This window comes from Streptomyces sp. NPDC052301 (genome assembly GCF_044593395.1).
Lineage (GTDB): Bacteria > Actinomycetota > Actinomycetes > Streptomycetales > Streptomycetaceae > Streptomyces.
Window position 1 is genome coordinate 434,833 of sequence record NZ_JBIUBE010000008.1, and the last position, 22,631, is coordinate 457,463.

Consider the following 22,631-nt stretch of genomic DNA (forward strand, 5'->3'; position numbering starts at 1 on the left):
TTGACAATACCCCTGGCTCCGGATAAAGCGCCCGTCAAGTGCCTCACTGCCCCGGTGGACGTGAAACAATCGACACCGGCTCACCGGAACACCACAGCGAGCAGGAGACACAGCACGATGCGCATCGGAGTTCTCACCGCAGGCGGCGACTGCCCCGGCCTGAACGCCGTGATCCGGTCGGTCGTGCACCGCGCGGTGGCGCAGTACGGCGACGAGGTCATCGGCTTCGAGGACGGCTACCGGGGTCTGCTCGACCGTCACCACCGCACCCTCGACCTGGACGCCGTCAGCGGCATCCTGGCCCGCGGCGGCACCATCCTCGGCTCCTCCCGGCTGCAGCGCGACCGGCTGCGCGAGGCCTGCGAGGGGGCCGCGGACATGGTCGAGGAGTTCGGCATCGACGCGCTGATCCCGATCGGCGGCGAGGGCACCCTGACCGCGGCCCGCATGCTCTCCGACGCCGGCCTGCCGGTCGTCGGCGTGCCGAAGACGATCGACAACGACATCTCCTCCACCGACCGCACCTTCGGCTTCGACACCGCCGTCGGCGTCGCGACCGAGGCGATGGACCGCCTGAAGACGACCGCCGAGTCCCACCAGCGCGTGATGGTCGTGGAGGTCATGGGCCGGCACGCCGGCTGGATCGCCCTGGAGTCCGGCATGGCCGCCGGCGCGCACGGCATCTGCCTGCCCGAGCGCCCCTTCGACCCCGCCGACCTGGTCAAGATGGTCGAGGAGCGCTTCGCCCGCGGCAAGAAGTTCGCCGTCATCTGCGTCGCCGAGGGCGCCCACCCCGCCGAGGGCTCCATGGACTACGGCAAGGGCGACATCGACCAGTACGGCCACGAGCGCTTCCAGGGCATCGGCACCGCGCTCGCCTACGAGCTGGAGCGGCGCCTCGGCAAGGAGGCCAAGCCGGTCATCCTCGGCCACGTCCAGCGCGGCGGCGTACCCACCCCCTACGACCGCGTCCTCGCCACCCGCTTCGGCTGGCACGCCGTCGAGGCCGCGCACCGCGGCGAGTTCGGCCGGATGACCGCGCTGCGCGGCACCGACATCGTGATGGTGCCGCTCGCGGAGGCGGTCACCGAGCTGAAGACGGTACCGAAGGACCGGATGGACGAGGCGGAGTCGGTCTTCTAGGACCGGCCGCTCCGGCGCTACGGCGTGCGGTGCTCGATCCGGTCCCAGAAGTCCTCCACGATCTGCCCCAGGAACTCCCGGCCGGCGTCGCTCGAGGCGCTGGCCGCGCTGTTCCCGCCCCAGCTGAGGCTGGCCACCATCTGGCCCTGGTAGTCCTGGTGCAGTTCCTGGAGCACCTCCTCCAGACGCTCCCGCGGCACCGGCGCGATCTTCCCCACCGGTCGGACATAGGCCTGCCAGCGTGTGGTGACCGCGCTGCGCAGCAGTTCGGCGAGTTGGTCCTCGCGGCCCGTGACGGCCACGAAGTCGGGCAGCGACAGATCGAGGATCTCCGCGAGCGCGGCGGCCTGACGGTCGTTGCCCCGCCAGGTGCCGCTCTCCTCCATCCGCAGGTACGAGCGCAGGTCCAGCCCGATGGTACGGGCGACGTCCTCGGGCGCGAGCGCACGGGCGATGCGGTGCTCGCGCAGCGTCCGCGGCCGGCCGATGAGTTCTCCCGCCGAACACCACAACACGCCCGCGAGCGCGGTGAGTTCGGGGTTGCTGGGGGTGACGGTGCCGCGTTCCCAGGCGGTCACGAGATCGGGGGTGACGTACGGCAGCCCGTACGAGGCACGCATACCGTAGGCGACGTGCTCGGGCCCCATGCCGAGCGCGGCACGGATCCTGCGGGCGGCGGGGGCGTTGAACGGGGGAGCCGAGGGGTTCGGCTGGGGAGAGGGTGGGCGCACCCGGCACAACGTAGGGGTGCCCGGCATCGCTGACTACGGTCCGTTCGAACGAGATCACGGATCGTAGATTCGTACGTCTTGATCCCACGCCCGGCGGTGGCACGCGGTGTCACCGCTGTCACCTGGGGTTACTCCACGTCACCCCTTCACCGCCCCGCCCAGCGCGAAACCGCCGCCCAGTCTGCGTGCCACCAGGACGTAGAGCAGGATCACGGGCGTGGAGTAGATGACGGAGAACGCGGCCAGCTGCCCGTACGCCACCATGCCCCGGTTGCCGAAGAAGTCGTTGATGCTGACCGAGGCCGGCATCTGGTCCGGGGTGAGCAGCAGCATGAAGGGCACGAAGAAGTTTCCCCACATCATCACGAACGAGAACACGGTGACGACGGCGAGCCCCGGCCCCATCAGCGGCAGCACGATCCGGACCAGGGACTGCAGCGAGGACGCCCCGTCCGTCCAGGCAGCCTCCTCCAGCTCCTTGGGCACCCCGTCCATGAAGTTCTTCATCAGCCAGATGGCGAAGGGCAGCTGGGAGGCGGCGAAGAAGAAGACCGTGCCCTGCAGGGTGTCGATCAGGTTCACCCGGACGAACAGCGCGTACACCGGCACCATGATCGCCGTGATCGGCAGGCTCGTCGCGAACAGGATCGTCAGCAGGAACGGCCGGTTGAGCCGGGAGCGGAACCGGGACAGCGGATACGCGGCGAGGGCGGCGCAGACGACGGTCAGCGCCGTGCCGCCCCCGCACAGGACGAGGCTGTTGAGCAGCGGGGTGTAGGTGATGTCGGGGGTCAGGATCGCGTGGAAGTTGTCCAGGGTGAGCCCGTCCGGGACCCTGACCCGCAGGTCGGCGTGCGGGTCCACGGACGACAGCACCACCCAGGCCAGCGGCAGTGCGAAGGCGACGGCCACGACCAGCAGGGAGACATCGGCGGCGAACCGCCGGGCGGCGCGTGTGCGGGGCATCGTCTGTGTCACACCTCCGTCCGCAGCAGACGCAGATAGACGACGGAGAACAGCGAGCCGACGACCAGCAGGAGCAGGGCGACCGCCGTGCCGTACCCGATCATGCTGTTCTGGAAGGCCTGCTCGTACATGAACAGGGGCAGCGTCTGGCTCCTGTTCCCGGGGCCGCCCCGGGTCATCACCCAGACCAGCCCGAAGACGGAGAGCGTCTGCAGGGTGTTGAGCATGAGGTTCGTGCCGATGGAGCGCCGGATCATCGGCAGGGTGATGTGCCACATCCGCCGCCACCCGCCGGCCCCGTCCACCTCGGCGGCCTCCGTGATCTCGCTCGGTATCTCGTCCAGCGCGGCGGAGTACACGAGCATCGAGAACGCCGTGCCGCGCCAGACATTGGCGAACGACACGGCGAGCACGGGCAGCGTGAACAGCCAGTTCTGGCGCGGCAGATGCAGCCAGTCGAGGATCGCGTTCAGCGTCCCCTCCCGCCGGAAGAACGCGTACAGCAGGAACCCGGCGACGACCTCCGGCAGCACCCAGGCGGTGACGACGACCCCGCCGGTGACCGTGCGCACCGGCTTCGAGGCCCGCTTCATGAGCGCGGCCAGGGCGAGCCCCAGGGTGTTCTGCCCGACGAGCGAGGACAGCACGGTGAACACCAGCGTCAGCCAGACGGCGTTCAGGAACGCGTCGTCGTGGAAGGCCCTGCGGAAGTTGGCGAAGCCCACGAAGGAGGAGTGGGCCTGGCCGGTCAGCTGCAGGTCGGTGAAGGCGATGTAGACGCAGTAGGCGATGGGCCCGGCGAGGAAGAGGAACAGCAGGACGAGGGCCGGGGAGAGGGGGAGGAGGCGGGGAAGGGCGTGGGTGCCCCGGCTCCGGCGCCTCACTTCTGGATCACTCGGTCGCCGGTGACGTCCTTGAGGGTGGAGTCGTAGCCGCTCGCCGCCTTCTCCACCGACTCGTCGCCGGTCGTCACGCCCTCCATGGCCTCCTGGATCGCGGTCGACACCTTCGGGTACGCCGGGTACGCGGGCCGGTAGTGCGTGACGGACACCAGGTCGGTGAAGAACTTGATGCCGGGCTGGGCGCCGACGTAGGCCGGGTCGGCGGCGACGTCCTTGCGCACGGCGATGCCGGAGTTGGCGATGTACCACTTGCGGGCGTTGTCCTTCGTCTGCATCGTCTTGATGAAGTCGAAGGCGAGGTCCGGGTTGCCGGCCTTGGCCGGGACGGCCCAGGTCCAGCCGCCGGACATGCTCACCCTGCCCGGGGCCTGCCCGGTTTGCGTCGGCATGGAGGCCAGGCCGAGCTGCCTGGACCAGTCCGGCCACTCGTGCCCGCTGCCCGGCAGCCAGTCCTGCGGCAGCCAGGAGCCGTCCAGGTCGATGCCGAGCTTGCCCTTCGGCAGCAGCTCACCGCGGATGGTGGTGCTGAAGTTGGGGTCGAGGGCGTCGGAGACGTCCGGCCCGAGCTTCTCCTGGTAGACGGTCTCCACGAACTTCAGCGAGTCCTTGAACCCCTGACCGCCGGCGATCCACTTCTTGCTGCCGCTGTCGTAGAGCGGGTCGCTCTTCCCGTCGCCGGTGCCGTACAGCAGCATCTCCAGGCCCTGCATGGTGGCGGCCTCGCCGGCCGGCTTGCCGGTGTAGACGTTGATCGGGGTGACCCCGGGGACCTTCCGCTTGATGGTGCGGGCGGCGGCGAGGATGTCGTCCCAGTTCCTCGGCTGCCAGTTCGCGGGCAGCCCGGCCTTCTCGAAAACCCGCTTGTCGAACCACAGCCCGCGGGTGTCCGTCCCGTCCGGCACGCCGTACGTCTTCCCGTCCTGCCCCCGGGCCGCCGCCTTCGCGGTGCCGATGAACTGCCCCCAGTCCCGCCACTTGGCGAGGTAGGGGTCGAGCGGCTTCAGGTACCCGCTGGTGATGTCCGAGTTGATGAGGAAGGTGTCCTCGTAGACGAGGTCCGGGGCGGTCCTCGGCGAGCGCAGCATCTGCTGCAGCTTGGTGTAGTACTCCGAGTCCGGGGCCTTGATCGGGACGAACTCCACCTTCTTGCCGGGGTACTTCTTCTCGAACTGCTTCTTGATGTCGGCGAGGTAGGTGTCCATGACCTTGACCGAGTTGTCGGTCGACTGCTTGAAGGACACCTTCAGCGTGTCGGGACTGCTGCCGGAGCCCGAGCCGCACCCGGTGAGGGCGGTGGCGGTGAGGGCGGCGGTGAGGAGGGCGGAGTAGGCGGCGGTGGGGCGCACGGGCATGACCTCCTGCGGGCACACTTCTTCGTGGCCGGGTGGTTGCCGTGTGAAGGTAGGAGGAGTGGTCTAGTCAGGTCAATGAGTCTGCAGGGATTCGCAGTTGGCGGGGGAGGAGCGCGGCTGTCGTCGAGCCCCCGGCCTCAGCCCCCGGTCACCCACCGGTACTGCAGCTCCGGCCGGCCCACCGTCCCGTACTGCGGGCTGCGGGCCGCTCGGCCCGCGTCCACCAGGTGTTCCAGGTAGCGGCGTGCGGTGATGCGGGAGATGCCGACCGCCTCGGCGACGCCCGTGGCGGTGAGGCCGTCGGGACGGCCGCGCAGGGCCAGGGTGACCCGTTCCAGCGTCGGACCGCTCAGCCCCTTGGGAAGCGCCGCCGGTGTCGGCGCCCGCAGCACCGCCAGTGCCCGGTCCACCTCGTCCTGGCCGCTCGCCTCGCCGGCCGCCGCGTGGAACTCGGCGTAGCGGACCAGGCGGTCCCGGAGCGTGGCGAAGGTGAAGGGCTTCAGGACGTACTGGACGACACCCAGGGAGACGCCTTCGCGGACCATCGCCAGGTCCCGGGCCGAGGTCACCGCTATCACGTCCGCGTGATGGCCGGCCGCGCGCAGGGAACGGGCGAGCTGCAGACCGTGCACGTCCGGCAGGTGCAGGTCCAGCAGCAGGAGATCCACGGGTGTACGGTCCAGGACGCGGCGGGCCTCCGCGCCCGTGTGGGCCTTGCCGACCGCGACGAACCCCGGCACCCGGCCCACGTACATCACATGGGCGTCGGCGGCGACCGGGTCGTCCTCGACGACCAGCACCCTGATCGGTGGGGAGTCCGTCATTCCTGGCCGCCCTCCGGCGCGTGGGAACCCCTGGGCAACGGCAACCGCGCCTCGAACACCGCTCCGCCCTCGCCGTCCTGGTCGGACTCCGTCACCGTCAACGTCCCCTCGTGGCGGGTCACCGCCTGCCGGACCAGGGCCAGCCCGAGCCCCCGCCCGTCCGGCCCGGCCGGCTTCGTCGAGAACCCCCGCTGGAATACCAGGTCGGCATGGTCGGGGTCGACCCCGGGGCCCGTGTCGCTCACCCGCAGCACCACCTCGCCGGCGGACGCGTACGCCGTCACCGTCACCCGTGCCCCGGCACTGCCCTGGGCCGCGTCCACCGCGTTGTCGATCAGGTTGCCGAGGATGGTCACCAGGTCGCGCGAGGACAGACTGTCCGGCAGCAGGCCGTCGTCCAGCCGGCTGTCCTCCGACACCACCAGCTCCACGCCCCGCTCGTTGGCCTGCGCCGTCTTGCCCAGCAGGAGCGCCGCGAGCACCGGTTCGCCGACCGCCGCGACCACCTGGTCGGTCAGGGCCTGGGCCAGCTCCAGCTCCGCCGTGGCGAACTCCACCGCCTCCTCGGCCCGGCCCAGCTCGATCAGCGACACCACCGTGTGCAGCCGGTTCGCCGCCTCGTGCGCCTGGGACCGCAGAGCCTGGGTGAAGCCGCGCTCCGAGTCCAACTCGCCCATCAATGACTGCAGTTCGGTCACGTCCCGGAGGGTGACGACCGTGCCGCGCCGCTCGCCGCCGGACACCGGGGAGGTGTTCACCACCAGCACCCGGGACGCCGTCAGATGCACCTCGTCCACCCGGGGCTCCGAGGACAGCAGCGCACCGGTCAGCTGGGCCGGAAGGCCCAGGCCGGCGACCGAGCGGCCCACCACCTCCTCCTCGGTGCCGACCCCGAGCAGCTCCCGCCCGCCGTCGTTGATCAACGCCACCCTGTACTGGCCGTCCAGCATCAGCAGGCCCTCGCGGACCGCGTGCAGCGCCGCCTGGTGGTAGTCGTGCATCCGGCTCAGCTCGGTGGCGTTCATCCCGTGGGTGTGGCGGCGCAGCCGGGCGTTGACGACGTACGTGCCGACCGCGCCCAGCAGCAGGGTGCCGCCCGCGACTGCGAGCAGGGCCGTGACCTGGTCCTGCACCCGTGCGCTGATCGTCCGCACCTTGATGCCGGCGCTCACCAGGCCGATGATCCGGCCGTCGTCCGTCACCGGGGTCACCGCGCGCACGGAGGCGCCGAGGGTGCCGGTGTAGGTCTCGGTGAGGGTGTGGCCGTGCTGGGCCGGGCCGATCGTGCCGAGGAAGGGTTTGCCGATCTGGTTCCGGTCGGGGTGGGTCCAGCGGATGCCGGACGGGCTCATGATCGTCACGAAGTCGACGTCGGCGTCCCGCATGACCTGCAGGGCGTACGGCTGGAGCCGGGCCGTGGGGTCGGGGCCGCGGATCGCCTCGCGGACCGAGGGGGAGTCGGCGATCGAGCGGGCCACCGCCGTGGCCTGCCGGGTCGCGGCCTCCTCGGCCTGCCCCTGGTCGCTGACGTAGGTGAACAGCGCGTACCCGGCGACGACCAGCGCGATCAGCACGGCCTGCACGGCGAACAGCTGGCCGGCCAGGCTGCGGGGTCGTGGGAGGGAGGGAACGCGCATGTCAGCAGTGTGCCTCTCCGGTTAAGCGTGAACTAAATGAACGGAAGGGTGACCGCCCTCACAGGGCGGGAGATAGTCACGGCATTCCCCAGTAACGCCCGGACGTGAGCCGCACGCCGGTGTTCACCGACGAAGACGTCAAGGAGGGCAGTCGTGGCCGCCAGCACTGCCGACACGGCACCAGCCGCACCCCGCGTGAAGCGGGACCGGACCCACTACCTGTACATCGCCGTCATCGGCGCGGTCGCGCTCGGTATCGCCGTGGGCCTCATCTGGCCCGATGCCGCGGTACAGCTGAAGCCGCTGGGCACCGGGTTCGTGAGCCTGATCAAGATGATGATCTCGCCGATCATCTTCTGCACGATCGTGCTCGGGATCGGGTCCGTACGGAAGGCCGCCAAGGTCGGTGCGGTCGGCGGTATCGCCCTCGGCTACTTCCTCGTGATGTCGCTCGTCGCCCTCGCCATCGGGCTCGTCGTCGGCAACGTCCTGCACCCGGGCGACGGGCTGCACGTGACCGAGGCGCTCAAGCAGACCGGTCACGCCCAGGTGGACAGCGAGGCGCTGGGGCCCGTGGACTTCGTGCTGTCGATCATCCCGACCACGTTCGTCTCCGCCTTCACCGGGGACCAGGTCCTGCAGACGCTGCTGGTGGCCCTGCTCGCCGGGTTCGCGCTGCAGTCCATGGGCACGGCCGGCCGGCCGGTGCTGCGCGGCATCGAGCACATCCAGCGGCTCGTGTTCCGCATCCTGGCGATGGTGATGTGGGCCGCGCCGATCGGTGCGTTCGGTGCCATCGCGGCGGTGACCGGTTCGGCCGGTCTCGACGCGCTGAAGAGCCTCGCCGTGCTCATGCTGGGCTTCTACGTCACCTGTGTCCTGTTCGTCTTCGTCGTGCTCGGCACGGTGCTGCGGGTCGTCGCCGGCGTGAACGTCTTCTCGCTGTGCAAGTACCTGGCCCGCGAGTTCCTGCTGATCCTGTCCACGTCCTCCTCCGAGTCCGCGCTGCCGCGGCTGATCGCGAAGATGGAGCACCTGGGCGTCAGCAAGCCGGTCGTCGGCATCACCGTGCCGACCGGCTACTCCTTCAACCTCGACGGCACGATGATCTACATGACCATGGCGTCGCTGTACATCGCGGACGCGCTGGGGACGCCGATGTCGGTCGGCGAGCAGATCCCGCTGCTGCTGTTCCTGCTGCTGGCCTCCAAGGGCGCGGCGGGGGTCAGCGGGGCCGGGCTCGCCACCCTGGCCGGCGGTCTGCAGTCGCACAAGCCCGCGCTGGTCGACGGGGTCGGGCTGATCGTCGGCATCGACCGGTTCATGAGCGAGGCGCGTGCGCTGACGAACTTCGCGGGGAACGCGGTGGCCACGGTGCTGGTGGGTACGTGGACCAAGGAGATCGACAAGGTCCGTGTGCAGCGGGTGCTGGCCGGTGAGCTGCCGTTCGACGAGACGACGCTGCTGGACGAGAACCGGGGCACGGTGACCGAGGTTCCCGAGTCCCGGGAGGATGGGCTGGTGAAAGCCTGATCGGAGGAGAAGAGCTCCGGACGTCCGGCCCCGCCTGAACCCGGGCCGGGCGTTCGGTTTCTTCCCTCTGCGCACTCACCTCGACCCTCTACGCACTCACCTTGGCCACCAGCGCGGTGGCCAGCGAGGCGGGCACGCCCGCCGCGGTCAGGACCGTGACCGTGGCCGAGCGGCCCGCCTCCTGTGCTGTCAGCAGGCCGTCGTTCACGGCCTCCATCAGTGCGAACAGCATCTGCTCATGCACGTACGCGAGGGCCGGCGCGGGCAGTGGCGTGCTGAAGACGCCGCTGTCCATGCCCCGCTGGAGCAGCCGGACCTTGTCGGCGCGCAGCGGGGCGAGGCGTTCGCGGATGCCCTGGACGGTGACCGTGCGCTGGGCCAGGGCGATCAGCAGCCGGTAGCGGTCGGCCGTCTCCCAGATCGCGAGCACCGAGCGGGCCACCGCCTCCGCCGGGTCGTCCACCCCGGCGCGGACCTGCGCGTCCGCGTCCGTCAACGCCTGCACCGCCTCGTCGACGAGGGTACTGATCAGCGCCTCACGGCTGGGGAAGTGCCCGTACACCGTCCGTCGTACGACGCCCGCGGCGCGCGCGATCTGGTCCATGGAAGCGTCGGGATCGCGCAGCAGTTCGGCGAGGGCGACGTCGAGGATGCGGCGCCGGTTGGCGTCGGCGCGGCTGCTGTTACCCGTGGTCATGGCGGTCATTCTGCCTTCCCGACTCGACTTGCACAGCGCTGTGCAGCGGACGTACATTGCACATGGTTGTGCAATTGCACGCCAGTGTGCAATTCAGCTGCACGTTCCCGTCGCGCACCGAGGAAGGCGACCCCTGCCATGCGACTCGTCATGACCGAACCGGTCGAAGGGATGGGCCGGCCCTACGCCCGGCGCTGGTGGGCGCTGCTCGTGCTCTGCCTGAGCCTGCTGATCATCGTGATGGCGAACACCGCCCTCACCGTCGCCGCGCCCGACATGACCGAGGACCTCGGGCTCTCCAGCGCCGACCTGCAGTGGGTGATCGACGGCTACACCGTCCCCTACGCGGCGCTGATGCTGCTGCTCGGCGCGATCGGCGACAAGTACAGCCGGCGCGGCGCGCTCGTCCTCGGGCTCGTCGTCTTCGGCGGCGGTGCCGTCTTCGGGTACCTGGCCGACAGCGCGGCGACCGTCATCGCGGCCCGTGCCGTGATGGGCGTCGGCGCGGCGCTGATCATGCCGGCCACGCTCTCCCTGCTCGCCGCGACCTTCCCGCGCGCCGAGCGGGCCAAGGCGATCACCCTGTGGACCGCCACCGCCGGCCTCGCCATCGCCGCCGGGCCGGTGGTCGCCGGCGCCCTGCTGCGCGACCACGGCTGGTCCTCGACCTTCCTGATCAACGTGCCCATCGCGGCCGTGGCGATCGTCGCCGCCCTCGTCCTCGTACCGCCGTCCCGGGCCGGCCACCACGACCGCATCGACTACGTCGGCGGCCTGCTGTCGGTGATCTGGTCCGGCTCCCTCGTCTACATGATCATCGAGGGGCCGCACTTCGGCTGGGGCGTCAAGGCGATCACCGCCGCGGTCGTCGCGGGCCTCGGCCTGGTCGCCTTCGTCGGCTGGGAGCTGCGCCACCCCCGCCCGATCCTCGACGTGCGCCGCTTCACCGGCCGCCGGTTCGCCGGCTCCAACCTCGCCGTCGCCCTGTTCTTCCTGGCCGTCTTCGGCGCCTTCTACTACCTCACCCAGCACCTGCAGTTCGTCCTCGGCTACGACGCCCTGCAGACCGGTGTGCGCATGCTGCCGCTGGCCGGCGCCGTCTTCGTCGGCTCGGCCCTCACCGGCTGGCTCACCCCGCGCGTCGGCATGAAGTGGACGGTCAGCGCGGGCATGGTCGGCGGCACCACCGCCCTCGCGCTGCTCACCCGCATCGACGCGGGCTCGGGCTACGGTGACCTCGTGGCGCCCCTGATCATCCTCGGCCTCGCCATCGGCCTCGCCCTCTCGCCCTGCACCGACGCCATCATGGGCGCCTTCCCGGAGTCCGAACTGGGCGTCGGCGGCGCGGTCAACGACACCTCGCTGGAACTGGGCGGCTCCCTCGGCATCGCGATCCTCGGCTCGCTGCTCGCCACGTCGTACGGCAACCACCTCACCGACGCCACCGCCGGCAGCAAGCTCCCCGCGAGCGCCCTGGACACCGCGCGGGACTCCGTCGGCGCCGGGTACGCCGTCGCCCAGGGCATCGGCGACAAGGCGCACCAGGCGGCCGCGCAGGCGGCGCAGGCCAAGGACCCGCAAGCGGCCGCACAGCTCAAGCAGCAGGCCGCCGAACTCGCCTCCGGCGCGCGCCAGATGGCCGACGCGGTAGGCTCCGCCTTCTCCGACGCGGTCGCACACACCAGTCTGGTCGGCGCGGTGATCCTCGGCATCGGCACGCTCCTGGTCGCCGTCCTGCTGCCGCGCCGCGAGGCCGCCGCGGAAGTGGAGGAAGAGGAGAAGGTGCTGGTGGACAGCGCAGCCGACTGACCGCTTCGCCCCCGCGTCCACTAACGTGCCGAGCCGGATCAACCGGAACGGCACGTTCGTGCGTGGCGTCAGTATGTGTATGTCAGTACGTGAGTGGAGGCACGGGGGATGAAGATCGACTGGGACCGGCGGACCTGCGCGCGCAAGGGCCACGTGACCTACGCGCCGGACGACCCGCGGCTGCGGATCCGGCTGCACGCCGACACCGCGCTCGGTGAGGTGTGGCGCTGCCTGCGCTGCGGCGACTTCGTGCTCGGCGAGCCGCACGGCACGGGACCGGCCGCGGACGCGCCGCTGGTGCCGCGCGGCAAGGTCCTCAGGGACCTGTTCATCCTGCGGTTCCTGGCCGTCGAGCGGGCGGTGCGGGGCGTGTTCATCGTGCTCGTCGCCGTGGCGGTGTGGAAGTTCAGCAACAGCCGGGACGCGGTGCGCCGGCTCTTCAACGAGAACCGGGACGTCTTCCGCCCGGTCTTCCGGCACTTCCACTACGACCTCGACCACTCACCGGTCGTCGGCTCCATCCAGAAGGCCTTCGGCTACAAGCACGACACGCTCCTGCTGGTGGCGGCGCTCCTGCTCGCCTACGCCCTGGTCGAGCTGATCGAGGCGGTCGGCCTCTGGTACGCCAAGCGCTGGGCCGAGTACCTGACGGTCGTCGCGACGGCCGCCTTCCTCCCGCTGGAGATCTACGAGCTCACCGAGAAGGTCAGCTACCTGAAGATCGCCACCCTCGTCCTCAACATCCTCGCCGTCCTCTACATCGCCGTCGCCAAGCGCCTGTTCGGCCTGCGCGGCGGCCGCAAGGCCTTCGAGGAGGAGCGGCACAGCGCCTCCCTGATGGAGGTGGAGGAGTCGGCGGGGCTGACCGTCTGATGCGCGTCGGGGCCGAGGACGGCTGCCGTCCGCCGACGGCGCCGGGCCGGCCCTGATCGAGCAGCCCGTGGTGTTCCTGGGCTCGGAAGAGGAAGCCGGCGTGGTCGCCGCGCCCCTCTCCGACTTCCTGCGGGTCCTGGCCGACGGCCATGGCCCCAGGGAGGCCCTCTGCCCCGAGAGCGGCCGGACCGCCCGCCCGAACCCCGTCCTCGCGGACGTCGCCGCCCGGCACCGCCACCACCCCGCGCCGCCCGACCCCGGTGATCGTGGCGGCGGCCGGGGCGGAGTCCCCCTCCTTCGCCGAAGACCTCGACGAACTCTGCCGCTGAGCGGCGTGCGCGCTACGAGACCGGCGCGGCTGCGGCCAGCCGCGTCAGCTCCTCCTCCGTCAGAAGCAGGTCGGCCGCCCCCGCCGAGTCCCGGATCGTCCGCGGGCGGCTGGCGCCCGGGATCGGGAGCACGGTCGGGGAGAGGGACAGCAGCCAGGCCAGGCAGACCTGTTGCGGGCTCACACCGCGCTCCCGCGCCACCTCGTGGAAGGCGGCGAACCGGTCGTCGGAGTCCCGTGCCGACGGCCCGTCCAGGGAGCTGCGGGAGATGCCGCCGAGCGGGCTCCAGGGCAGGAAGGCCAGGCCCAGCTCCGCGCACAGGCGCAGCTCGGGGTCGCTGTCGCGGACCTCGGGGGAGTAGCGGTTCTGGACCGACGCCAGCCGGTCGCCGAGGACCGCGCGGGCCCGGCGGATCTGGTCCGTGTCCACGTTGGACAGGCCGGCCAGACGGATCTTGCCCTCGTCCAGCAGGTCGCGCAGCGCGCCGACGGACTCCTCGAAGGGGACGGCCGGGTCGGGCTTGTGCAGCTGGTAGAGGCCGATCGCCTCGACGCCGAGCCGCTTCAGGGAGGCCTCCGCGGCGGCCTTGAGGTGCCGGGGTGTGCCCGTCACCGTCCAGTCGCCGTCGGCCGGCCGGCCCCGGCCGCCCTTGGTGGTCACGAGCACGGCGTCGGTGCAGCCGCCGTAGCCGGCCAGGGCACGGGCGAGGAGGAGTTCGTTGTGGCCGGGGTCCTGGCCCGGAAGGTGGTAGGAGTCGGCCGTGTCCAGCAGGGTCACGCCCGCGTCCAGCGCCGCGTGCACCGTGGCCATGGCGCGATCCTCGTCCGGGCGGCCCTCGATGGACAGCGGCATGGCACCGAGTCCCACCGCGCTCACCTTCAGCCCGCCCAGGGTGCGGTACCGCATGTCAGAGATCCTTTCCGAGGGTCTCGGCGACGGCCCGCGGCAGCCACTGCCCTGCCTCGCCGAAGGAGAAACCGAGCCCAGCGGCACGGGAGTTGTCCATGGCGTAGCGGCGGCGGAAGGCGAAGGGGGAGACCTCGGCCGCCTCGGTCACCTCGAACACCGCCTTCCCCTCGGGGAAGTGCGCCGCCACCGCCGTACACAGCTCGTCCAGGGTCAGCAGGCCGTGGGAGGCGGCGTTCACCGGTCCGGTGAAGTCCTCGCCCGCCGCCCAGGAGAGCAGGTCCGCGATCTCCTCGACGTATATGTACGTCGCCGGGTGCACCTCCGGCGGTACGGCGATGGGGGCGCCGGTGCGGATGCGGTCGGCGTAGTGGCCGAGGCGGCCGGTGAAGTCGTCGGCGCCGCCCAGGACATGGGCCACCCGCACGGACGCGAACGGCAGGTCCGGGCCACCGGCCGTGAACACCGCCTCCGCCTGACGCTTGCCCTCGCCGTAGTGCGCTTCGAGGAACTCCGCGTCCTGCCAGGGAAGGTCCAGGTCCACGGCGACCGACGCGGGGTCCACCGCGCTCTCCGTGAGGAGCGGCGCGGAGTGCTCGTGCTCGTACACCTCCACCGTCGAGGTCATCAGATAGCGGCCGGTGCGCCCCGTGAGGACGCGCCGGGCGAGCGCCGCCTGGTGCGGGGTGTAGCAGACCTGGTCGAGGACCACGTCGAACTCGCGGGTGCCGATCGCCTCGGCCAGGGCCGTGCCGTCGTTCCGGTCGGCGATCGCGTGCACCGCGCCCGGCGGCGGTGGGGACGAACCCCGGTTCAGCACCGTGACCCGGTCACCAGCCGCCAGCAGCCGGTCGATCACCCGCTTGCCGACATAGCGGTTGCCGCCGATGACCAGTACCTCTCGCGCCTTTGTCATGACCATAATTCTCCGGGCCGGACAGGGCGCCCTGAAGGGGGAGACATGGGAGATACCGCCGCCGCACCGAAAGAAGCACGGCATCTGCGGTCGGTCGCCAACGAAACACCGGTGGCGTTCGACGGGGTGGACCGGGAGATCCTCCGGCTGCTCCAGACCGACGGCCGGATCAAGCTGAGCGAGCTGGGCCGCCGGGTCAGCCTCAGCCCCGCCGCCGTGGCCGAACGGGTGCGCCGGCTGGAGGCGTCCGGTGTGGTCGAGGGGTACGGCGCCCGGGTCGCGCCCGCCCGGCTCGGCTACGGCATCCAGGCCTTCATCCGGGTCGACCCGCACGGCGGCTACACCCTCAAGCACCCGCGGACCCTGGAACTGATCGCCCGCCCGGAGATCACCGAGGCGCACCACGTGGTCGGCGAGGACTGCTGGATCCTCAAGATCGCCGTCACCGACACCGGGCACCTGGAGGAGGTCCTGGAGCAGACCTCCGCGCTCGGCCGGACCACGACGTCGATCGTGCTGTCCTCACCGGTGCGCAGCGCACCCCTGCTGCCGCCGGACTTGCCTTGACGCCGACGTCAACGCCTACGGTCGGCACCATGCGAATCGGCGAGCTGGCCGCACGGGCCGGGACCACCACCCGCACCCTGCGCTACTACGAGGCACGGGGGCTGCTGCCCGCCCGGCGCGACGACAAGGGGCACCGCACCTACGACGAGAGCGACCTCAGGCTGCTGCGGCAGATCCGCACGCTGCAGGACTTCGGGTTCGACCTGGAGGAGACGCGGCCGTTCGTGGAGTGCCTGCGCGCCGGGCATCCGGAGGGCGACTCCTGCCCGGCCTCGCTCGTGGTCTACCGCCGCAAGCTGGCGGAGCTGGACGCGCTCATAGGGGAGCTGACCGAGGTGCGGGAGACGGTCGCCGGGCAGTTGGCGCGGGCCGAGCGGGCCCGGGACGAGCTGGCCGCCGATGCGCTGGTTCCGGGGGGTCCGGAACCCGTGTGCGAACTGGGAGGGCTTGCACGATGAGCTTGGTGAGCGGGCTGGCCGAGGTGACGGACGACGACTTCGAGGCGGAGGTGCTCGGCGCGGACCGGCCGGTGCTGGTGCAGTTCACGGCCGACTGGTGCGGTCCGTGCCGGCAGCTGGCGCCGGTACTGAAGGACATCGCCGGCGAGGAGGCCGACCGGCTGAAGATCGTCCAGCTGGACGTGGACCGCAATCCGGGGACGACGGTCGCCTACGGCGTGCTGTCGACGCCCACCCTGATGGTGTTCCGGGACGGCGAGCCGGTGCGGTCCATGGTGGGGGCGCGGCCCAAGCGCCGGCTGCTGGAGGAGCTGGCCGACGTGCTGTAAATCGCGCGCTCCACGAAGAAATCCCCCGTGCAATTGCGCCCGGGGGATTTCTGTGCGTATATTCAGTGGTTCGCGACTTCACATTCAGTAAGTCGCGGAGAAGTTCACTGAACGCAGTATATCCGGGCGGGAGCGGAATTGTCAAACAGGCATGTGGCGAACAGCGGATATCCGGACGATGAATTGCGCGGCGAGCAGGAATTCATCGACGGACTCTACGCGCGCGTGGACGTCCTGCGCGGCGAGACCGAGGCCTCGGTCTCGGACGCGCTCGCCCAGGGCGACAAGCCCATGCAGGCCCGGCTGGAGCGGGACATCCTGGTCGCCGAGCGGTCGGGGCTGCTCGCCGCGCTGAACGCCGTCGACGGCTCGCTCTGCTTCGGCCGCATCGACCTGGCCGACGGCACCAGCCACCACATCGGCCGGATCGGGCTGCGCGAGGAGGACACCGAGCGCACCCCGATCCTCATCGACTGGCGGGCCGACGTCGCCCGTCCCTTCTACCTGGCCACCGGGCACACCCCGATGGGCCTGCGCCGCCGCCGGCACATCAGTACCGAGGGCCGGACGGTGACCACCCTGCACGACGAGATCCTGGACCTCGGCGACGCCACCCGCACCGGGTACGAGGACCACAACGGCGACGCCGTGCTGCTGGCCGCCCTGAACTCGGCGCGAACCGGCCGGATGAGCGACATCGTGCAGACCATCCAGGCCGAGCAGGACGAGATCATCCGGGCGCCGCACCGCGGCGTACTCGTCGTCGAGGGCGGCCCCGGCACCGGCAAGACCGCGGTCGCCCTGCACCGGGCGGCCTACCTGCTCTACGAACACCGCGAGCTGCTGGCCCGCCGGGCCGTGCTCATCGTCGGCCCGAACCCGGCCTTCCTCGGCTACATCGGCGAGGTGCTGCCCTCGCTCGGCGAGACCGGGGTGCTGCTGGCCACCGTCGGCGAGCTGTTCCCCGGCGTGCGGGCGACCGCCACGGACACCCCGGAGGCCGCCGCGGTGAAGGGCCGCGCCGACATGGCCGACGTGCTCGCCGCCGTCGTACGCGACCGGCAGGCCCTGCCCGACCCGGTCATCGCGATCGAGCACGAACGCGAGGTCCTCATGCTCGACGACGGCCTGGCCGGCGTCGCCCGCGAGCGCACCCGGGCCGCCAAGTTGCCGCACAACGCGGCCCGCGAGTACTTCGAGGGCCACGTCCTCAACACGCTCACCGAGCTGTACGCCGAGCGCGTGGGCACCGACCCGTACGACGGCAGCAGCCTGCTCGACCCCTCCGACATCACCCAGATCCGCGACGAGATCGCCGAGAACCCCGAGGTCTGGGCGGCGATCGACCAGCTGTGGCCCCGCATCACCCCGCAACGGCTGGTCGCCGACTTCCTCGCGGAGCCCGACGGCTACCTGCCGAAGGAGGACGCCGACGCGATCCGCCGTCCGGTGACCCGCGCCTGGACCGTCGCCGACGTGCCGCTCCTGGACGAGGCGGCCGAACTCCTCGGCGAGGACGACCGGCAGGCACGCGCCCGCGCCGAGCGGGAACGCGAGACCCAGGTCGCCTACGCCCAGGGCGTCCTGGACGTCTCCTACGCCTCCCGGACGTACGAGTTCGAGGACAAGGAGGACAGTGACCCCGACGCGTCCGAGGTCCTCTCCGCCCACGACATCATCGACGCCGAGCGGTTCGCCGAGCGACAGGAGGAGGCCGACCACCGCAGCGCCGCCGAGCGGGCCGCGGCCGACCGGACCTGGGCGTTCGGGCACATCATCGTCGACGAGGCACAGGAGCTGTCACCGATGGCCTGGCGGCTGCTGATGCGGCGCAGCCCGACCCGCTCGATGACCCTGGTCGGCGACCCCGCGCAGACCGCGGAGGCGGCCGGGGTGGGCTCCTGGGCGGACATCCTCGCCCCCTACGTCGAGGACCGCTGGGAGCACACCCGCCTCGGGGTCAACTACCGCACCCCGTCCGAGATCATGGACCTGGCCGCGGCCGTGGTCCGCGCCGAGCACCCGGACTTCCGGCCGCCCAGCTCGGTCCGCTCGACCGGGGAACGGCCCTGGGTGCGGCAGGCCGTCGACGACCTGCCCGGTGCCGTCGCCGAGGCGGTCGCCGAACTCACCCCGGCCGAGGGCCGCCTGGCGGTCATCGCCCCGCGCGACCTGCACCGCTCACTGGCCGCCCGCCTGGACGGGGTCACGGCGGGCGCCGAGCCCGACCTCACCCGGAGCGTCGTCCTGCTCGACCCGCGCCAGTCCAAGGGCCTGGAGTTCGACTCGGTCCTGGTGGTGGAGCCGGCCCGGTACGGCACCAGCGACCTGTACGTGGCGCTGACCCGGGCCACCCAGCGGCTGGGGGTGCTGTACACCGGCGAGCCGCCCCGGGCCTTGGCCGGGACCGCCGCCTAGCCGTCGCCCCCGCAGGGCGCGCCGCCCGGGGTCGGCGCGCCCTGCCTCAAGGCCTCAGGCCGGCCGCAGCCACACCGTGGCCAGCGGCGGCAGGGTCAGCCTGATGCTCGCCGGACGGCCGTGGGCGCCCTGGGGCTCCGGCTTCACCGCGTCCGGGTTGGTGACGTCGCCGCCGCCATAGGCCGCCGCGTCGGTGTTCAGCACCTCCAGCCAGGCCGGGACGTCGTCGGGAACCCCGAGCCGGTAGTCGTGGCGGACCACCGGGGCCAGGTGGGAGACCGCCAGGAGCGGCGTGCCGTCGGCGTCGAGGCGCAGGAACGCGAACACGTTGTCGTCCGCCGCGTCCCCGGTGATCCACTGGAAGCCCGAGGGGTCGGTGTCCCGCTGCCACAGCGCCGGGGTCGCCCGGTACAGCGCGTTCAGGTCCCGTACGAGATCCCGAACGCCCCGGTGATCGGCCTCTGCGCCGTACGACGGGTCGAGCAGCCACCAGTCGGGGCCGTGCGCCTCGGACCATTCGGCGCCCTGGGCGAACTCCTGGCCCATGAAGAGCAGCTGCTTGCCCGGGTGGCCCCACATGTAGCCCAGATACGCGCGGTGGTTGGCGCGCCGCTGCCACCAGTCGCCCGGCATCTTCGACACCAGGGACCGCTTGCCGTGCACCACCTCGTCGTGCGAGATCGGCAGGACGTAGTTCTCGCTGTAGGCGTACACCATGGAGAACGTCATCTCGCCGTGGTGGTACTTGCGGTGCACGGGCTCGTGACTCATGTACTGCAGCGAGTCGTGCATCCAGCCCATGTTCCACTTCAGGCCGAAACCGAGCCCGCCGAAGCCGCTCGGGCCCTCGTGGTCGGTGGGCCGGGTGACGCCGTCCCAGGCCGTGGACTCCTCGGCGACGGTCACGACGCCCGGGCAGCGCCGGTAGACGGTGGCGTTCATCTCCTGCAGGAAGGCCACCGCGTCCAGGTTCTCCCGGCCGCCGTGCTCGTTCGGCGACCACTGGCCCGGCTCGCGCGAGTAGTCCAGGTAGAGCATCGAGGCGACCGCGTCCACCCGCAGCCCGTCGATGTGGAACTCCTCGCACCAGTACACCGCGTTCGCCACCAGGAAGTTGCGCACCTCCCGGCGGCCGAAGTCGAACTCCAGCGTGCCCCAGTCGGGGTGTGCGGCGCGCAGCGGGTCGTGGTGCTCGTACAGCGGGCGCCCGTCGAACTCGGCCAGCGCCCACTCGTCGCGCGGGAAGTGGGCCGGAACCCAGTCCATCAGCACACCGATCCCGGCCTGGTGCAGCCGGTCCACCAGGTACTTGAAGTCGTCCGGGGTGCCGAGCCGGGCCGTCGGGGCGTAGAAGCCGGTGACCTGGTAGCCCCACGAGCCGCCGAAGGGGTGCTCGGCGACCGGCATCAGCTCGACATGCGTGAAGCCCATCTCCCGGACATAGGCGGGAAGTTGCTCGGCCAGCTGTCGATAGGTCAGGCCAGGGCGCCAGGACGGCAGGTGGACCTCGTAGACGGAGAACGGCGCCTCGTGCACCGGGACGTCGGCCCGGTGGGCCATCCACTCCGCGTCGCCCCAGTCGTGGTGCGAGGCGTGCACGATCGACGACGTGGCGGGCGGGGTCTCGGTGCGGCGGGCCAGCGGGTCGGCGCGCAGGGTGCGCGAGCCGTCCGGGCGGGTGATCTCGAACTTGTACAGCTCGCCCTCGCCGATCCCCGGCACGAACAGCTCCCACACCCCGGAGGAGCCGAGCGAGCGCATCGGGAACCCGCTGCCGTCCCAGAAGTTGAAGCTGCCCGTGACCCGTACGCCCCGCGCGTTCGGCGCCCACACCGCGAACCGGGTGCCGGCCACCCCCTGCACGGTCGTGACGTGCGCGCCGAGCGCCCGCCACAGCTGCTCGTGCCGGCCCTCGCCGATCAGATGCAGGTCCAGCTCGCCGAGCGTGGGCAGGAAACGGTAGGCGTCCTCCGTCTCGTGTTCGGTGCCGTCGTACCGCACCAGCAGCCGGTAGACGGGGACCTCGGCGAGCGGGAGCAGCCCGGAGAAGAAGCCGTCGCCGTCGTCGTGCAGCTCCGCGCGCAGCTCACCGGAGACCACGGTGACCGCCTGCGCGTACGGCCGGAACGCGCGGAAGGCGACCCCGCCCGGGACCGGGTGGGCGCCCAGCACGGAGTGCGGATCGTGGTGGGTGCCGTGCCGCAGCCGCTCGCGGTCGCCCGCGTCGACGGCGGGTGAGACGGCGATCTCCAGGGCGGGCGGCGCCGGCTGTGGCGGCACCTGCGGGGCCGGGGCCGGGGTGACCCTCTTCTTCTCGGCCTTGGTGCCACCGGACTTGTTCTTCGAGGTTGCTGACTTCTTGGACGTCACGAGCGAGTCTCCCGGGCGAGGTCAGATCGGGTCGGACGTGGTGAGGCGACGGATCGCCGAGAGCGGTACGGGGAGCCAGTCGGGCCGGTGCCTGGCCTCGTAGACCACCTCGTAGACCGCCTTGTCGGTCTCATGGGCCCGCAGCAGCACCGGATCGGTGCGCGGGTCGCGGCCGGCCACCTCCGCGTATCCGGAGCAGTAGGCGGCCCGGCAGGCCCGCGCCCAGTCCAGGGCGGGCGGGGACGCCGAGTGGGCGGCGTAGTCGAAGGAACGCAGCATCCCCGCGATGTCCCGCACCGGCGGCTGCGGCATGCGGCGCTCGGCCAGCGGCCGGGCCGGCTCCCCCTCGAAGTCGATCAGCGACCACGCGCCGGACGGCGAGCGCAGGCACTGACCGAGGTGCAGGTCGCCGTGCACCCGCTGGGCGGTCCAGGTGCGGCCCTCGGCGGCCAGATCGGCGAGCGCGGTGTAGGCCGAGCGGAGCCCGGTCTCGTACGGGCGCAGGGCGGGCACCGCCTGGACGGCCGCCTCCAGCCGCTCGGTCATGCCGTCGACCAGTGACTCCAGCTGCACATGGCCGAGGGTGACCGTCGGCAGGGCGCGGGCGAGGGCGGTGTGCACCTCGGCGGTGGCCCGGCCCAGCGCCCGCGCCTCGGCGACGAAGTCCTCGCCCTTGGCCAGCTCGCGCAGCGCCAGCTCCCAGCCGTCGCTCGCGCCGTTCACGAACGGCTGAAGGACGCCCAGCACGGACGACTCGCCGTCCAGCTCGGCGTGGACCCAGGCCGTCGGCGCGGGCACCCGCGGGCAGCCCTCGCGGGCCAGGGCCAGGGGTATCTCCAGATCGGGATTGATGCCGGGCACCACCCGGCGCAGCAGCTTGAGGATGAACGTATCGCCGTAGATCACCGACGAGTTGGACTGCTCGGCGGTCAGCAGCCGGGCCACGAGACCCTCGCGGATCTCCTGGTGCGGGTCCCGCTCGAAACGCAGCCCGCCGACGTGCGCCCGGGTGCGCAGGGCCTCCAGGAGCACCTCGGCGGGCCGGGCGTCGTACAGGGCCTCGTACACCGTGCGTCCGGCGAGCGGCCCCTTGTCCGGATGTCCGATGAGCGCGGGCGCCAGCCGGGGCGGCAGCGCCTCGCGCACGCCTATGAGGAGCTGGTAGCAGTCGCCCGGGTGCGGTTCGGCGCCGAGCGCGGACGGCTGGTGGACGCGCAGCAGCAGGTGGTACAGGCCCAGCCGGCCCTCGGGCGGCAGCAGTTCGGTGAGGGCCACCGGGGTGAAGCCGGTGACCGGGCGTCCCTTGCCCGCGAACCAGCGCTGCCTCGGCAGCCACGTGCGCAACAGGGGGTCCAGCGAGGCGAGAAGGGAGCGGGTGGTGCCGGAAGAGGTGACCGTGTCCGCCATGGACGTCACGTCCTTTCCCCGGAGCGCGAGGGGGTGTCACTTTTGCGTGCCCCGGGTGGGGCGGTGGAAACGCTCCACCGCCCCACCCGGCCGGACTACGCCTCCCGGCGCAGCCGGAACCAGTAGAAGCCGTGCCCCGCGAGGGTGAGCAGGTACGGCAGCTCGCCGATCGCCGGGAAGCGGACCCCGCCGAACAGCTCGACCGGGTGCCGCCCGCCGAACCGGCTCAGGTCCAGCTCCGTGGGCTGGGCGAAGCGCGAGAAGTTGTGGACGCACAGCACGAGGTCGTCCTCCCCGTCCTTCGACAGGGGAGCCTCGCGCAGGAAGGCGAGCACCGCCGGGTTCGACGACGGCAGCTCGGTGTAGGACCCCAGTCCGAAGGCGGGGTTCTGCTTACGGATCTCGATCATGCGGCGCGTCCAGTGCAGCAGGCTGGACGGGGAGGACATCGAGGCCTCGACGTT

General features: G+C 71.6%; 20 protein-coding genes. 8 read left to right on the top strand and 12 right to left on the bottom strand.

The genetic code is table 11. From position 1 onward, the window contains the following. Positions 1 to 117 precede the first annotated feature (117 nt). Positions 118 to 1,143 carry an ATP-dependent 6-phosphofructokinase gene (locus tag ACIHEJ_RS24850; RefSeq protein WP_400138841.1) on the top strand — a complete coding sequence of 342 codons (1,026 nt, stop codon included), beginning with the start codon at positions 118 to 120 and terminating at the stop codon, positions 1,141 to 1,143. A 17-nt stretch (positions 1,144 to 1,160) separates the two neighbouring features. Here the strand turns inward: ACIHEJ_RS24850 and ACIHEJ_RS24855 are convergent, their stop codons facing one another. The 6 genes from ACIHEJ_RS24855 to ACIHEJ_RS24880 form a co-directional block, all read right to left on the bottom strand. Next, a complete protein-coding gene (locus ACIHEJ_RS24855; protein WP_400138842.1) occupies positions 1,161 to 1,874 on the bottom strand; it encodes a helix-turn-helix domain-containing protein in 714 nt (237 codons plus the stop codon). A gap of 138 nt (positions 1,875 to 2,012) precedes the next feature. Next, a complete protein-coding gene (locus tag ACIHEJ_RS24860) occupies positions 2,013 to 2,840 on the bottom strand; it encodes a carbohydrate ABC transporter permease (RefSeq protein WP_400138843.1) in 828 nt (275 codons plus the stop codon). 8 nt (positions 2,841 to 2,848) lie between these two features. Beyond that, positions 2,849 to 3,724 carry a carbohydrate ABC transporter permease gene (locus tag ACIHEJ_RS24865; protein WP_400138844.1) on the bottom strand — a complete coding sequence of 292 codons (876 nt, stop codon included), beginning with the start codon at positions 3,722 to 3,724 and terminating at the stop codon, positions 2,849 to 2,851. Continuing rightward, the gene (locus tag ACIHEJ_RS24870; RefSeq protein WP_400138845.1) at positions 3,721 to 5,094 is read right to left on the bottom strand and encodes an extracellular solute-binding protein; all 1,374 of its coding nucleotides are present in this window, start codon (positions 5,092 to 5,094) and stop codon (positions 3,721 to 3,723) included. Before ACIHEJ_RS24870 ends, ACIHEJ_RS24865 begins: the two co-directional genes overlap by 4 nt. Positions 5,095 to 5,231: 137 nt before the next feature. Next, on the bottom strand, positions 5,232 to 5,918 hold the full coding sequence (locus ACIHEJ_RS24875) for a response regulator (protein WP_400138846.1): 687 nt from the start codon (positions 5,916 to 5,918) through the stop codon (positions 5,232 to 5,234). Further along, on the bottom strand, positions 5,915 to 7,555 hold the full coding sequence (locus tag ACIHEJ_RS24880) for an ATP-binding protein (RefSeq protein WP_400138847.1): 1,641 nt from the start codon (positions 7,553 to 7,555) through the stop codon (positions 5,915 to 5,917). The genes ACIHEJ_RS24875 and ACIHEJ_RS24880 overlap by 4 nt, the downstream gene beginning before the upstream one ends. A gap of 153 nt (positions 7,556 to 7,708) precedes the next feature. Between ACIHEJ_RS24880 and ACIHEJ_RS24885 the strand changes: the two genes are divergently transcribed. Continuing rightward, positions 7,709 to 9,088 (top strand): cation:dicarboxylate symporter family transporter, encoded by a 1,380-nt coding sequence (locus tag ACIHEJ_RS24885; RefSeq protein WP_400138848.1) that lies wholly within the window; start codon positions 7,709 to 7,711, stop codon positions 9,086 to 9,088. An 88-nt stretch (positions 9,089 to 9,176) separates the two neighbouring features. Here the strand turns inward: ACIHEJ_RS24885 and ACIHEJ_RS24890 are convergent, their stop codons facing one another. Continuing rightward, entirely contained in the window at positions 9,177 to 9,794 is a 618-nt protein-coding gene (locus ACIHEJ_RS24890) for a TetR/AcrR family transcriptional regulator (protein WP_400138849.1), read from the bottom strand. A 129-nt stretch (positions 9,795 to 9,923) separates the two neighbouring features. On the opposite strand from ACIHEJ_RS24890, the gene ACIHEJ_RS24895 reads away from it, so the two are divergent. Then, on the top strand, positions 9,924 to 11,594 hold the full coding sequence (locus ACIHEJ_RS24895) for an MFS transporter (RefSeq protein ID WP_400138850.1): 1,671 nt from the start codon (positions 9,924 to 9,926) through the stop codon (positions 11,592 to 11,594). Between the two features lie 108 nt (positions 11,595 to 11,702). Beyond that, positions 11,703 to 12,467, top strand: coding sequence for a DUF2127 domain-containing protein (locus ACIHEJ_RS24900; protein ID WP_400138851.1), 765 nt, complete (start codon positions 11,703 to 11,705; stop codon positions 12,465 to 12,467). Between the two features lie 341 nt (positions 12,468 to 12,808). Here the strand turns inward: ACIHEJ_RS24900 and ACIHEJ_RS24905 are convergent, their stop codons facing one another. Together ACIHEJ_RS24905 and ACIHEJ_RS24910 are read right to left on the bottom strand one after the other, a co-directional pair. Beyond that, positions 12,809 to 13,702: an aldo/keto reductase gene (locus tag ACIHEJ_RS24905; protein ID WP_400138852.1), complete on the bottom strand. Its 894-nt coding sequence runs from the start codon at positions 13,700 to 13,702 to the stop codon at positions 12,809 to 12,811. Position 13,703: 1 nt separating this feature from the next. Then, a complete protein-coding gene (locus ACIHEJ_RS24910) occupies positions 13,704 to 14,618 on the bottom strand; it encodes an NAD-dependent epimerase/dehydratase family protein (RefSeq protein ID WP_400138853.1) in 915 nt (304 codons plus the stop codon). Between the two features lie 45 nt (positions 14,619 to 14,663). On the opposite strand from ACIHEJ_RS24910, the gene ACIHEJ_RS24915 reads away from it, so the two are divergent. From ACIHEJ_RS24915 to ACIHEJ_RS24930, 4 genes are all read left to right on the top strand, one after another. Continuing rightward, positions 14,664 to 15,185, top strand: a complete 522-nt coding sequence (locus ACIHEJ_RS24915) for an Lrp/AsnC family transcriptional regulator (protein WP_400138854.1) — start codon at positions 14,664 to 14,666, stop codon at positions 15,183 to 15,185. Positions 15,186 to 15,214: 29 nt separating this feature from the next. Continuing rightward, positions 15,215 to 15,643 (top strand): MerR family transcriptional regulator, encoded by a 429-nt coding sequence (locus ACIHEJ_RS24920; protein ID WP_400138855.1) that lies wholly within the window; start codon positions 15,215 to 15,217, stop codon positions 15,641 to 15,643. Beyond that, positions 15,640 to 15,972, top strand: coding sequence for a thioredoxin (gene trxA, locus ACIHEJ_RS24925; RefSeq protein WP_400138856.1), 333 nt, complete (start codon positions 15,640 to 15,642; stop codon positions 15,970 to 15,972). The genes ACIHEJ_RS24920 and trxA overlap by 4 nt, the downstream gene beginning before the upstream one ends. A gap of 138 nt (positions 15,973 to 16,110) precedes the next feature. Next, the gene (locus ACIHEJ_RS24930) at positions 16,111 to 18,390 is read left to right on the top strand and encodes a HelD family protein (protein WP_400138857.1); all 2,280 of its coding nucleotides are present in this window, start codon (positions 16,111 to 16,113) and stop codon (positions 18,388 to 18,390) included. Between the two features lie 54 nt (positions 18,391 to 18,444). On the opposite strand, the gene glgB is transcribed toward ACIHEJ_RS24930, so the two are convergent. The 3 genes from glgB to ACIHEJ_RS24945 all read right to left on the bottom strand — a co-directional run. After that, positions 18,445 to 20,760, bottom strand: coding sequence for a 1,4-alpha-glucan branching enzyme (gene glgB, locus ACIHEJ_RS24935; RefSeq protein WP_400138858.1), 2,316 nt, complete (start codon positions 20,758 to 20,760; stop codon positions 18,445 to 18,447). Positions 20,761 to 20,781: 21 nt separating this feature from the next. Continuing rightward, entirely contained in the window at positions 20,782 to 22,167 is a 1,386-nt protein-coding gene (locus ACIHEJ_RS24940) for a maltokinase (protein WP_400138859.1), read from the bottom strand. Positions 22,168 to 22,262: 95 nt separating this feature from the next. Continuing rightward, positions 22,263 to 22,631, bottom strand: a 369-nt coding sequence (locus tag ACIHEJ_RS24945) for an alpha-glucosidase C-terminal domain-containing protein (protein WP_400138860.1), incomplete at its 5' end; no start/stop codon positions are given.